Source organism: Mesorhizobium sp. INR15 (genome assembly GCF_015500075.1).
In the GTDB taxonomy this organism is placed as follows: domain Bacteria; phylum Pseudomonadota; class Alphaproteobacteria; order Rhizobiales; family Rhizobiaceae; genus Mesorhizobium.
The window spans coordinates 2586389-2599003 of the sequence record NZ_CP045496.1; the positions used below are offsets into that span (position 1 = coordinate 2586389).

Annotated in this window: 14 protein-coding genes; 11 read left to right on the top strand and 3 right to left on the bottom strand. The window is 62.8% G+C overall.

The window, feature by feature from the left end; translation table 11 throughout:
• Positions 1–280: 280 nt before the first annotated feature.
• The 9 genes from GA829_RS12605 (at position 281) to GA829_RS12645 (ending at position 8910) form a co-directional block, all read left to right on the top strand.
• Complete coding sequence (locus GA829_RS12605) at positions 281–655, top strand: RcnB family protein (RefSeq protein ID WP_195178820.1); 375 nt, start codon at positions 281–283, stop codon at positions 653–655.
• Between the two features lie 155 nt (positions 656–810).
• Positions 811–2766 (top strand): DNA primase, encoded by a 1956-nt coding sequence (gene dnaG, locus GA829_RS12610; protein ID WP_195178821.1) that lies wholly within the window; start codon positions 811–813, stop codon positions 2764–2766.
• A gap of 418 nt (positions 2767–3184) precedes the next feature.
• Complete coding sequence (rpoD, locus tag GA829_RS12615) at positions 3185–5209, top strand: RNA polymerase sigma factor RpoD (protein WP_195178822.1); 2025 nt, start codon at positions 3185–3187, stop codon at positions 5207–5209.
• A 220-nt stretch (positions 5210–5429) separates the two neighbouring features.
• Positions 5430–5723: a GYD domain-containing protein gene (locus tag GA829_RS12620; protein ID WP_195178823.1), complete on the top strand. Its 294-nt coding sequence runs from the start codon at positions 5430–5432 to the stop codon at positions 5721–5723.
• Positions 5724–5914: 191 nt separating this feature from the next.
• Positions 5915–6181, top strand: a complete 267-nt coding sequence (locus GA829_RS12625; protein ID WP_195178824.1) for a putative hemolysin — start codon at positions 5915–5917, stop codon at positions 6179–6181.
• A 14-nt stretch (positions 6182–6195) separates the two neighbouring features.
• Positions 6196–7068 (top strand): FkbM family methyltransferase, encoded by an 873-nt coding sequence (locus GA829_RS12630; RefSeq protein WP_195178825.1) that lies wholly within the window; start codon positions 6196–6198, stop codon positions 7066–7068.
• A gap of 96 nt (positions 7069–7164) precedes the next feature.
• Positions 7165–7431, top strand: a complete 267-nt coding sequence (locus tag GA829_RS12635; protein WP_195178826.1) for a putative hemolysin — start codon at positions 7165–7167, stop codon at positions 7429–7431.
• Positions 7432–7470: 39 nt separating this feature from the next.
• Positions 7471–8529: a DMT family transporter gene (locus tag GA829_RS12640; protein ID WP_195178827.1), complete on the top strand. Its 1059-nt coding sequence runs from the start codon at positions 7471–7473 to the stop codon at positions 8527–8529.
• Between the two features lie 12 nt (positions 8530–8541).
• Positions 8542–8910 carry a thiol-disulfide oxidoreductase DCC family protein gene (locus GA829_RS12645; RefSeq protein WP_195178828.1) on the top strand — a complete coding sequence of 123 codons (369 nt, stop codon included), beginning with the start codon at positions 8542–8544 and terminating at the stop codon, positions 8908–8910.
• A gap of 10 nt (positions 8911–8920) precedes the next feature.
• Here the strand turns inward: GA829_RS12645 and GA829_RS12650 are convergent, their stop codons facing one another.
• Positions 8921–9787 (bottom strand): patatin-like phospholipase family protein, encoded by an 867-nt coding sequence (locus GA829_RS12650; RefSeq protein WP_195178829.1) that lies wholly within the window; start codon positions 9785–9787, stop codon positions 8921–8923.
• Between the two features lie 202 nt (positions 9788–9989).
• On the opposite strand from GA829_RS12650, the gene GA829_RS12655 reads away from it, so the two are divergent.
• Entirely contained in the window at positions 9990–10676 is a 687-nt protein-coding gene (locus tag GA829_RS12655) for a PadR family transcriptional regulator (RefSeq protein WP_195178830.1), read from the top strand.
• A gap of 78 nt (positions 10677–10754) precedes the next feature.
• On the opposite strand, the gene GA829_RS12660 is transcribed toward GA829_RS12655, so the two are convergent.
• Both GA829_RS12660 and GA829_RS12665 read right to left on the bottom strand, forming a co-directional pair.
• On the bottom strand, positions 10755–11015 hold the full coding sequence (locus tag GA829_RS12660; protein WP_195178831.1) for a YiaA/YiaB family inner membrane protein: 261 nt from the start codon (positions 11013–11015) through the stop codon (positions 10755–10757).
• A 59-nt stretch (positions 11016–11074) separates the two neighbouring features.
• Positions 11075–11752, bottom strand: a complete 678-nt coding sequence (locus GA829_RS12665; protein WP_195178832.1) for a PspA/IM30 family protein — start codon at positions 11750–11752, stop codon at positions 11075–11077.
• Positions 11753–11938: 186 nt separating this feature from the next.
• Between GA829_RS12665 and GA829_RS12670 the strand changes: the two genes are divergently transcribed.
• Positions 11939–12580, top strand: a complete 642-nt coding sequence (locus GA829_RS12670; protein ID WP_195178833.1) for a TetR/AcrR family transcriptional regulator — start codon at positions 11939–11941, stop codon at positions 12578–12580.
• Positions 12581–12615: the final 35 nt, after the last annotated feature.

Consider the following 12615-nt stretch of genomic DNA (forward strand, 5'->3'; position numbering starts at 1 on the left):
TTTAGCCGGATAATAAATTTTGTCCACTGCGACAGATTGCTGGCACGCGACGGTCCGTGTCGGAAATGGGTCAGCGCGGAAATGACAGCGCCGCCCGGCCGCCTTGGGCTGGTCAGGTTTCGTGACGCTGGAACACGGGGCATGGCGCGGCCTTGAGGCCATGGTGAATTTGACGCTACAACCAACGGAATTCATTACAGAATTGTAATGCGCCCATTCAGTTTCGGTTCATCCTGCGGCCGCTACTTCTCGGGGCATCGACAACCAAGGAGTATCTCAGATGAAACGCATTGTTCTTTCCATCATGGCTCTCTCGATGCTGGCCGCCACGTCGCTGCAAGGCCAGGCCGCACCGCTCAATGCACCGGCCGCGCCGCAGTCGAATTACAGCAAGGTCGACTGGCAGAAATCCGGCAACCATCGCGATGTGAAGAAGCGTGTCGTGGTGAAGAAGAAGGTGGTGGTCGTAAAGCGCGACCACTGGCGCAACGGCCAGAAATATTCGAGCTGGAAGAACCACCAGCCGATCCGCGACTACGGCCGCTACGGTCTGCATCGTCCCGGCCGTGGCCAGGAATGGATCCGTGTCGGCAACGATTATGTGCTGGTCGGTATCGTCTCCGGTGTGATCTTCGGCGCGCTCGCCGCGCGGTAATATTGGCTGACCGGCGCCAAGCCGGAACTCAAAAGGAAGGCGGTCCGCGATGGCCGCCTTCTTTTTGCCCTGTGGAAACCGGGTATGGCTAGCATTAGGGGTCGTCGGACCCGGCAAGCGTGATTATATGGTGTGGAAACGAGCCGTTCCCTGACATGCGCTTTCCACCCGCCTTTCTCGACGAGATACGTGACCGTGTGCCGATTTCCCAGGTGATCGGCATGCGCGTCGCATGGGACCGGAAAAAGACCAATGCGCCGCGCGGCGACTATTGGGCCTGCTGTCCCTTCCACGGCGAGAAAAGCCCCTCCTTCCACTGCGAGGACAAGAAGGGCCGCTATCATTGTTTCGGCTGTTCGGTCTCCGGCGACCACTTCAAGTTCCTGACTGAACTCGACGGCATGAGCTTTCCCGAAGCGGTCGAGAAGGTCGCCGAGATGGCCGGCGTGCCGATGCCGGTGCGCGACGCGCAGGAAGAGCGGCGCGAAAAGGAACGCGCCAGCCTGACCGATGTCATGGAGATGGCGACCACCTTCTTCCAGGAGCGACTGCAAGGGCCGGAAGGCGCCAAGGCCCGCGCCTATCTGCGCGACCGGGGGCTGACGCCGGCGACGCAGCAGTCGTTCCGGCTCGGCTTCGCCCCGGACAGCCGCAACGCGCTGAAGGAGTATCTCGCCGCCAAGGGCGTGCCGAAAGCCGATATCGAGGCGTGCGGGCTGGTGCGCCATGGCGACGATATCCCGGTTTCCTATGACTGGTTCCGCGACCGCATCATGTTTCCGATCCCGGATTCGCGCGGCAAGATCATAGCCTTCGGTGGGCGGGCGCTGGCGCCCGATGCGCTGGCCAAATACATGAATTCGCCCGACACCGAGCTCTTCCACAAGGGCAACGTGCTCTACAATTTCGCCCGCGCCCGCCAAGCGATGTCAAAGGGGGCGTTGGCCAAGGGCGGCACGGTCATTGCCGTCGAAGGCTACATGGACGTCATCGCGCTGGCGCAGGCCGGCTTCGAGAATGTCGTGGCGCCACTCGGCACCGCGCTGACCGAAAACCAGCTAGAGCTGTTGTGGCGGATGGCCGGTGAACCGGTGCTGTGCTTCGATGGCGACAAGGCCGGGCTGAAGGCGGCATGGCGCGCCGCCGACATGGTTCTGCCGGTGGTTCAGGCCGGGCGCACGGCGCGCTTCGCGCTGCTGCCCGAAGGCAAGGACCCCGACGATCTGGTCAAGGCAGAAGGACCGGATGCATTCCGCATCGTGCTGGCCGAGGCGCGGCCGCTGGCTGATCTCCTATGGATGCGCGAGACAGCGGGCGGCGTCTTCGACACGCCGGAGCGGCGGGCGCAACTTGGAAAGACGTTGAGCGAACTGACCGGCCGCATCCGCGACGAGAGCGTGCGCTACCACTACCAGCAGGAGATGCGCGAGCGGGTACAGAGCTTCTTCGGCGCCCAGCGCGGCGCGCGCCAGGGCCGTGATGGCGGGGGCCGGCAAGGCGGCCAGGGCAAGCCGCCACCGCCAGGCGGACAGTTCGCCAAGGCTGGCGGCGGGCGCACGGCAATCACCGAAAGCCTCGGACGCTCGGCGCTGGTCAAGCGGGGCGGCGAGATGATGTCGGTGCGCGAGGCGACGATCATCGTCGCGCTGGTCAACCATCCGGCGCTGATCGACGAGAACTTCGCCCATATCGAGTTTCTCGATCTCGCCAATTCGGATCTGAAGCGGCTGCATGCCGCCATTCTCGATGCGATGGCGCATGACATGGCCAATGACCGCCACGCCGTTGTCGCGACGATCGAGCGGGCCGGCTGCGCCGCGATCTGGGAGCGCGCCGTAGGCCTGATCCGCCGCATGCGGCAATGGCCAGCGCTGGAGACCGCGGCGCTTGACGATGCCCGCGACGCTTTCAGCCAGGCGTTGCACTTGCAGCGTAGCGCGCGCACCTTACATAAGGAACTGAAACAGGCGGAAGCGGCGCTCGCCACCGATCCCACTGACGAAAACTACCGGCACCTGATCGAAATTCAGGCGCAATTTCAGGATGTACAGGCAACGGAAGCGCTGATCGAAGGATTTGGCGTGTCCTCGGGTCGGGCCGGGCGGGCTTAAGCGTGAGCGTGAAATAAAGAGAGCTTTGCCGTGCACCCATGCGGGTGTGTGGCGGCTAAGTCGGGTAATTGATTCGCTTTTTTGATGCGAATCATGCGAGAGGCGCTTGACCTTCTGGCAGAATGGCGGAATCAGAACGATTCGAAACGTTAACCCGCACCCGCATCGACGGGAAATGAACGATGTGAGGTATTGGTCACTGGACAGGCAGGCCTCCTGCCACAGATATCAGGGTTAATCTGGACTTAATGCATGTCGCCCAAGAGTGGAAACCGGTTTGGGGTAACGACACACACGCAACAATGAATGATGCAGCTACTGGCCCGGTGAGGCGCGTTTCAAGGCAAACGCAACCGATCTGACTGGGCCGGCAGCCTACGCGGCTTCGATGCTCGGCCGCTTGGAGAAGATAAAGACTATGGCGACTAAGGAAAAGGAAGAGGTCGAAACCGAACGCGAAGGCGCCACCGATGGGCCCTTGCTCGACCTTTCCGATGATGCTGTCAAGAAGATGATCAAGGCCGCCAAGAAGCGCGGCTATGTCACCATGGACGAGCTGAACTCGGTGCTGCCTTCCGAGGAAGTGACCTCGGAGCAGATCGAGGACACCATGGCGATGCTGTCCGACATGGGCATCAACGTGGTCGAGGATGACGAGCAGGGCGAAGAGCCCGAGGCCGCCGACACCGCCGCCGACGCCGAGGAAGACGCCAACGAGCTGGCCGAGCAGACCGGCACCGCCGTTGCCGCCACCACCACCAAGAAAGAGCCGACCGACCGTACTGACGATCCGGTCCGCATGTATCTGCGCGAGATGGGCTCGGTCGAGCTTCTGTCGCGCGAAGGCGAAATCGCCATCGCCAAGCGCATCGAGGCTGGCCGCGAGACGATGATCGCGGGCCTGTGCGAAAGCCCGCTGACCTTCCAGGCCATCATCATCTGGCGTGACGAGCTCAACGAATCGAAGATCCTGCTGCGCGAGATCATCGATCTCGAAGCGACCTATGCCGGTCCCGAAGCCAAGCAGGCGCCGGTGGTCGAGCGCATCGAGGAAGCGCCCAAGGCCGAGGAAAAGTCGCGCCGTTCGCGCGACGAGGAAGACGACATCACCAATGTCGGCGCCGATACGCGCGGCCTGGTCGATGACGACGAGGAAGACGAAGACGAAGCGAGCCTGTCGCTGGCGGCGATGGAAGCGGAACTCCGCCCGCAGGTGATGGAGACGCTCGACGTCATCGCCGACACCTACAAGAAGCTCCGCAAGCTGCAGGACCAGCAGGTCGAGAACCGTCTGGCCGCTGCCGGCACGCTTTCACCCAGCCAGGACCGCCGGCTGAAGGAGCTGAAGGACCAGCTGATCAAGGCGGTGAAGTCGCTGTCGCTCAACACGGCGCGCATCGAGGCGCTGGTCGAGCAGCTCTACGACATCAACAAGCGCCTGGTGCAGAACGAAGGCAAGCTCTTGCGCCTGGCCGAAAGCTATGGCGTGCGCCGCGAGGAGTTCCTGAAGGAATATCAGGGCTCGGAGCTCGATCCGAACTGGACGCGCTCGATCGGCAACCTGACCTCGCGCGGCTGGAAGGAATTCACCAAGAACGAGAAGGACGCGATCCGCGACCTGCGCGCCGAAATCCAGAACCTCGCCACCGAAACGGCGATCTCGATCCTGGAATTCCGCAAGATCGTCAACCAGGTGCAGAAGGGCGAACGCGAAGCCGCGATCGCCAAGAAGGAAATGGTCGAGGCCAACCTGCGCCTCGTCATCTCCATCGCCAAGAAATACACCAATCGCGGCCTGCAGTTCCTCGACCTGATCCAGGAAGGCAATATCGGCCTGATGAAGGCGGTCGACAAATTCGAATACCGCCGCGGCTACAAGTTCTCGACCTACGCGACATGGTGGATCCGGCAGGCGATCACCCGTTCGATCGCCGACCAGGCGCGCACCATCCGTATTCCGGTGCACATGATCGAGACGATCAACAAGATCGTGCGTACCTCGCGCCAGATGCTGCACGAGATCGGCCGCGAGCCGACGCCGGAAGAACTGGCCGAAAAGCTCGCCATGCCGCTCGAGAAAGTGCGCAAGGTGCTGAAGATCGCCAAGGAGCCGATTTCGCTCGAAACGCCTGTGGGCGACGAGGAGGATTCGCATCTGGGCGATTTCATCGAGGACAAGATGGCGATCCTGCCGATCGACGCGGCGATCCAGGCCAACCTGCGCGAGACGACGACGCGCGTCCTGGCCTCGCTGACGCCACGTGAGGAACGCGTGCTGCGCATGCGCTTCGGCATCGGCATGAACACCGACCATACGCTGGAAGAAGTCGGCCAGCAGTTCTCGGTCACGCGCGAGCGTATCCGCCAGATCGAAGCCAAGGCGTTGCGTAAGCTCAAGCACCCAAGCCGCTCGCGCAAGCTGCGCAGCTTCCTGGACAGCTGAGACCTGCCGATACAACGATTGAAGGGCGCCAATGGCGCCCTTTTTCGTTTGTGCATGTGCTCTTGCGGGCCGGGCCTATCGGGAGGATAGTTTCAATGTCGGATGCATTTTCTGGGCGATAACCAAGATGCCCGCCCCGGCGCGGATCATGGTCTCACGCGACGAGATCTGTGAGTTCATGACCTGACGCCGTGCTCCGTGGCCCGGAGGGAGGTGTGCCATGACAACCTACATCCTGCTGATCAACTGGACTGAGCACGGCGCCAAGAATGTGCGGGACTCGCCGAAGCGGCTTGATGCCGCCAAGAAGTTGCTGGGAGAGATGGGCGGATCGTTCAAGCAGTTCTATCTGACCATGGGCGAATGCGACATGGTGGCGGTGGTCGAAGCGCCCGACGATGCGGTGCTGGCGCGTTTCGCTCTGTTGATGGCTTCGGGCGGCAACATCAAGACGCGGACGCTGAAGGCGTTTCCGGAATTCGCCTACCGCGAGATTGTCGCTTCGCTCGGCTGAGGCGCTGTGGCGGCGTGGCAACGGTCCGTCTTGTTGCGGGCTGTGCCATTCTGTCCGGCCGCGGCGCCGCCACTGCTGGCCGTCTGGTATGACACGAGTTGCCCGGTCTGTCTGGCGGCGTCACCTTGACTTGCCGCGCTGAAACGCATCGTGTCTGAAAGGATGGCATTGCACCCGGAGACGTGACCGCGATGAGAAGAATCTTTGGACTGGCTGCCGGCCTCGTCTCGATGTTGTTGATGCCAATCGATGCCGGTGCCGCGCAAAAACAAGTCGGCTTGGCCAATCCCGCATCGGTCCATTGCGGTGCGATCGGCGGGCGCTTCGTGGTCAGGAAGGACAAAGCCGACAACGAGTACGGGTTTTGCCGCCTGCCCAATGGGCGGCTGTGCGAGGAGTGGGCGCTGTTTCGCGGCAACAAATGCGTCGGGCCAAAGGCCGCCATGCGCCGCAAGTGAGAGGAAAGACTGCATTGCGAAACCCGTTCGCCTGGATGAAGCACGGCCTCCGGCGGCTGCGGCCACCCCGTCGGCGCGCCATCACGCTCGATGGCCTTCCGCCGTTCCGGTTTGAAACCCACGGGCGTGCAGACGTCCATATCTCCGGCTCTATCGACCATTGGGGCATCTGGGAGAAAGCGACGACCGGGCTGCTTCTCGAGTTGCTTCGAAACGACGCTGATTTGATTGATGTCGGCGCCAACATCGGCTGGCACAGCGTCGTCGCGGGCCATCGCCTGGGCGACAGGGGACAGGTTCACTGCTTCGAGCCGGAGCAGCGGAATCTCAAGAAGCTGCGGACGAATGTTGCGCTAAGCCGCCTTGGAAATGTCGTTGTGAACGGATGGGCGCTTTCGGATAGCAACCGTGTCGATGCGCTCAATCTGAGCGACCACAATCTGGGTGACCACCGCCTCGGACTGTCGCGCGACGGCCGCTCCGCTGTGAAAGTGGAAGTCCGCTGTCTCGACGATTATGCTGGCATCCGGCGTCGGCCGCTCGTCATCAAGCTCGATGTGCAGGGGAGCGAATGGCACGCGCTGCGCGGCGGCCAACGGCTGCTCGGCGACCATCCCCACGAGATCGTCCTTGTCTGCGAACTGTGTCCGTTGATGCTCAGGGAATGCGGGGCAAGCATAGATGACCTCTGTGAGTTGCTGATTGCAAACGGCTTTGCCGCGGCCTTGATCGATCAAAGCACCGGTTCCATCGAGCCAACGGACTGGGGGCCTCTGAAGGACAGGCTGAGGGCAGGGGAAAGAGACGCGCCGGAATTCTCCGAGGATATCGTTGCCTTCCGCCGTCCAGACGGGCTGATGGGGTCACTTCTTCAGCTGCAGGGCTAGTGCCTGGAACGCAGTCCTTCGGTCATAATGACCGTATCGAGGAAGGTTGTGCTGCAACGTTTTGGATGCCGACACCGTGGCCAGGAGGAGAGCGCGATGAACAGAATTTCCGGACTGGCCATCGGGCTTCTCCTGGTATCGCTGATCCCAATCGATGCCGGTGCCGCGCAAAAACAGGTCGGCATGGCCAATCCCGCATCGGTCCATTGCGGTGCGATCGGTGGGCGTTTTGTCGTGCGCAAGGACAAGGCCGGCAACGAATACGGGTTTTGCCGCTTGCCCAATGGACGCCTGTGCGAGGAGTGGGCGCTGTTTCGCGACAACAAGTGCATCGGGCCCAAAGCCGCCATGCACCGCAAGTGATGCGCCATCGCAGGCGCTATATTGTGATAGGACAGGGCCATGTCTGACGATCATTCACATCTATGGCCGGGCGTGCCGCTCGCGCTCGGATCGGCCGCTCTGTTCGGCGCGACACCGCCGCTTTCCAAGCTGCTGCTTGATGCCGTGAACCCATTCATGCTGGCTGGCCTGCTCTATCTCGGTGCAGGTGTTGGTCTGGCTCTTTATCGCCTGCTGCGCCGCAGGGTGGCTGCTTCAGGCGAGGCGCAGCTGCAGCGCCAGGACCTGCCGTGGCTGGCGCTGGCCATTGGCACCGGCGGCATCGTCGGGCCAGTGCTGCTGATGTTCGGCCTGACCCTCAACACGGCGTCGAGTTCAGCGCTGCTGCTCAACCTAGAGGGGCTGGCGACAATGGCGATTGCCTGGCTCGTCTATCGCGAGAATGTCGACCGACGTCTGCTTTTCGGCGCCCTCGCCATCCTGGTGGGCGCGCTTCTGTTGTCCTGGCAGGGCAGCGGCGTCGCCTTCAACCTTGGCGCTCTGCTGGTCGCCGGGGCTTGCCTGGCGTGGGGGCTGGACAACAATTTCACGCGCAGGATCTCGGCAACCGACCCGGTTGTCATCGCCATGCTGAAGGGCCTGGTGGCGGGTTTCGTCAATGTCGGGTTGGGACTGATTGCCGGCGCTTCGTTTCCAGCGATCTCCATTGTCACTGCTGCCACCGTCGTCGGCTTTCTTGGCATTGGCGTCAGCCTGGTGATGTTCATCCTGGCGCTGCGTCACCTCGGCACCGCACGTACCGGCGCCTACTATGCATTGGCGCCCTTTATCGGTGCCTTGCTGGCAATCGCCATCCTCGGTGATCCCATCACGTTAAAGTTGGCAATGGCGGGGCTTTTGATGGGCGTTGGCCTCTGGCTGCATCTGTCGGAGCGCCACGAGCACGAGCACGACCACGAGCATCTCGAACATGAGCACAGCCATGTGCATGACGAGCACCACCAGCACCATCACGATGGGCCGGTGACGGAGCCGCACTCACACCCGCACGTGCATACGCCGCTGCGCCACAAGCATCCGCATTATCCCGATCTGCATCACCGGCACAGCCATGGGTAGAGCCCCAAGCCTTTGCTGACCGTCTGGTACAACACCCGCTGTCCCGTCTGCGATGCCGGCATCAGCAGGCAGAAGCGGCGGCTTATCGACGCAATCAAGGCGGGGCGGATCGAGTTTCGCGACATCAATCTGGAGCCGGCTGCGCTGGCTGGGTTTAGCGCCTCGCTGGAGGACATCCGCCGCCGGCTGCACGCGACCGACGCGGACGGCCGTCTTCTGGTCGGCGCCGATGTCGCGATCGCGGTTTGGCAAGCAACGCCGGGCGAGGGCTGGCTGGCAGGCCTGTTTGGAAATCGGATTGTCTTGCCGCTGACGCGCTTTGGCTACGACCGTTTCGCCGACCTGCTCTATGCCTGGAACCGGCGCAACGGCCGCTGGTAGCGCAACGTGCCTAGTGGTGACTGTGCGGGCGCAACTGGTTCGGGATGACGCGCTCGAACAGCCCGCCACCCTCGATCCAGCTTCGCGTCGATGTCTCTGCGTCATCGATCAGGGCGCCCGTGCGGGTGAAGTCGTAGGGTGACCCAGCCAGCGGGCAGAGCGAGGGCACGATGGCGTAGTCGACCTCAGCGGGCAGGTTGTCGAGTTCGCGAACCAGTTGCCGGGCAATCATCAGGGTCAATGCATGCAAGCCGTTGGCGATGGCGCCCTGCGGAGCCGCATGCAGATTGCAGGCGAAGCCGGTCGGCAGCACGATCAGCCGGCGCGCGCCAAGGCCGACCGCGACACGGACCGGCGTGTTGGAGGTCACCGCAGCGTCGATCAGCAGCCGGTCGCCGACCTTAACCGGTGCGAACGCCACCGGAATGGCACTGGAGGCGGCGATCGCGTCGGCGGCATTGCCGCTCGACAGCACCACCGCCTCGCCGGAAAACAGGTCGGTGGCAATGATGTGGATCGGGATCGGCGCGTCCTCGAGATTGCGGTAGGGCAGATTGCGTTCGATGAGATTGCGGATGCCGTGCGAGGCGGAGAGGAAATCCCGCCGCGCCGCGAAGCCCAGCATTGACCGCCAGCTGACCGGAAAGACATCGTTGCGGGTGATGCCGCGCCACAGGGTTTCCAGCCGAGCGATGTTTTCCACCGTGCCGGCGGCGGCATAGTAGGCGCCATTGATGGCGCCGACGCTGGAGCCGACGACGAAGTCGGCGGTCATTCCGGACGCGACCAGTGCCTTCAGCATGCCCACTTGCACGGCGCCGAAACTGCCGCCACCGGCCAGCACAAGCGCTGTCTTGTTGTCTATTCCTGACGGCATGGCACGACCTCATTGCGTTGCCTTTCCCGGGGTTCGCGGCGTTTGCCGGGTTTGTTTCGCGGGCGACAGCACGTGTTCGTGAAGCCCAGCGGAAGGGAAGCCCGTGGCGCCGTCTTCAGATACATCGTAAGATATATCTTGACTCACCAGGAGGGCGAGCCTAACTAAGATATATCGTAAGATGTAACTCAAGGAGCAATCAATGCACAAACATTTTGGCAATCATCATTTCGGCGAACGCATGTTCATGCACATGGCCGGCAAATTCGGTGGCCGTGGCGGCGGCTTCGGCCCGTTCGGCCATGGCGGTCGTGGCGGTGGCCGTGGCGGCCCGGGCGACATGTTCCGTGCCGGGCGCATGCTGGCCGATGGCGATCTCAAGCTGATCACGCTGTCGCTGCTGGCCGAGGCACCGCGCCACGGCTACGACATCATCAAGGCGCTGGAAGAGCGCACCAGCGGCATCTACAGCCCGAGCCCTGGCGTGGTCTATCCGACGCTGACCTTCCTCGAAGAGGCCGGCTATGCCTCTTCCGCCGCCGACGGCAACAAGAAGGTATTCTCGATCACCGAAGCGGGGCAGGCGCATCTTGCCGACAACCGCGAGATGATCGATGGCGTGCTCGAGCATCTCGAGCGTTTCGGCCGCAAGATGGCCAAGGCGCGCGACTGGTTCGGCTGGAACGATGAAAGCGAGGACGGTGGGCGTCGCGGCGGCCGTGGTGGGCGAGGCGACCGTTCGGAGGCCCGCGACGCGTTCCGCGCCGTGCGCCATCGCCTACGCGCTGCGCTGGGTGACTTCGTCGACGCGCCGGCCGACAAGCAGGCTGAGGCGATCGCTGTTCTAGAAGGCGCCGCCGAGGCTCTGGAAGCCCTGTCGCGCGGGTGACCGAGTGGCGTTATGCCCAAGCCCGCCAAAAAAAAGAGCCCGGAATTTCCGGGCTTTTTTTCGTCGTCGGTGTGGAAATCACTCCTTGCCGACATACTCGCTGATCAGCTTCTCATTGCGTGCCTTTTCGATCTTGGCGGTCATTTCAGTCGAAAGGCGCTCGTCGGTGCGGTATTTCACGAGGTTCACCAGGCTGCCGGTGAGCAGCAGGATGCCCATGGCCCAATAGCCCTTGGTCGAGAGGTCGACCGGCGCCAGCCACAGCGACAGGCCGAGCATGAAGTAAGCGGCGCCGACAGCGGCGGTGTTGAACATGATGTAGGTCTGGTTGGCGTTCATTGTCGTTCTCCGTCTGGTTTGATCTGGATTGATGGAATTCAGGCCTGCAATGCGGTGTTTCAGTTGATGGTCCTCAGGCGCTCAAGCACGTCCTTGGCGCGGACTTTCACCGCCGGCCCATGTCCGGCCTCGGCGAGGCGGTCGCGGATCGCCTCATGACGCAGTTCACCATCGATCTCGTCGAGAATGCCGGCCTCCTCGAACGGATCGCCGCCATCCTTGATGCGGGCGAGCAGGTCTTCCGCGTCGTTGAGGCTTGCCGTCCGGCCGATCGAGCGGTTCAAGCGTGATTGCGCCTTGCGCTCGGCATCGATGGCCCGGGCCGAGATCATGCCCTGGTTGAGGTCGATGATGCGGCGGTGCGCCCGCTCCACCGAGAGCCGCATGCGCAAGGTCTTTTCGCCAAGGCTCTTCACTGTCGTGCGGCGGACCTCGCGTTCGTTCTCCAGTTCGGCGATGGCGCCGGCGCCACTTTCGGCGAGAGCCTCATTGCCGGCGCACAGCGCGCTGATCGTGCGTGTCTCTAGGTCGGCGATGCGGCGGTCGAGCTGCTCAAGGCCGGCCTGCTCGGCGCGCTGGCGGACAATCAGCGAGGCGAGTGTCTGCTTGGCGGCGGTGAGACCGGCTTCGGCGTCGCGAATCCGCTGCGCCAGAAGGTCGATGGCAAAGCGGTCCTTCAGTCCGTCCTCGGCCCGCGCACTGGCGCCGTCCAGTAGAGTTCTGATCAGGCTAAGCATGTTCTTCTCCCTTCGTTCGATCGTTATGAACAATGTTCAAAAACTCAACATAACAGGAAATGAACGTCGTTCAAGAGGAATTTGAACGCTGTTCACGATTTCCCGGATATGGTAAACGGAGATCGACATGAAGGGGCGTAAGCTGCGTTGGCCGGCTCCGGCGCGACGTATACAAGAAGGATAGTCATGGCACTGGACAAGGAAGAGATCAGCGAGCGCGTGCTCGTCATCGCCGAAACGCTGATCAACAGCGGTGGCATGGACAATCTCAAGGCAAGGGCCATCGCCGAGCAGGCGGGCATCTCGGTCGGCTCGGTCTACAATCTGTTCTCCGATCTCGACGGGGTGCACCGCGCCGTCAACATGCGGCTGCTCGACAGGCTGGGCGTGGCGGGCGCGGCGGCCATGGCCGACCTGCGGGAGCGCGGCGTGACGGATGTTCGGCAGCGGCTGCTGGCGCTGGCCGGCGCATATATGCGTTTCGTCGAGGCGCATCCCGGCAGCTGGCCCGCACTCCTGGCCTTCAACCGCCGCCGCCCAGTACGCACGGAGCCCGATGCCTATGAGGCGAGGCTCGACCTGCTGTTCGAGATCATCGGCGGCGTGCTTGCCGGCGGCGACTTCGACCTTGACGAGGAGACGCGAGGGGTTGCCGCGCGCACCCTGTGGTCAAGCGTGCATGGCATCGTCACCAGTGGCTACGCGGCGAGATCGGACCGCCGGCAGGCCGACGAGATCGAGCGGCAGATTGACCTCCTTGTCGCCGTTTTCATCAGGGGACTGGAACGCGGCGGGACATTCGCGCATGCTGGAACGACAAGGTCGTGAATCATGACCACGACAGGCGCATGCGATTTCCACGC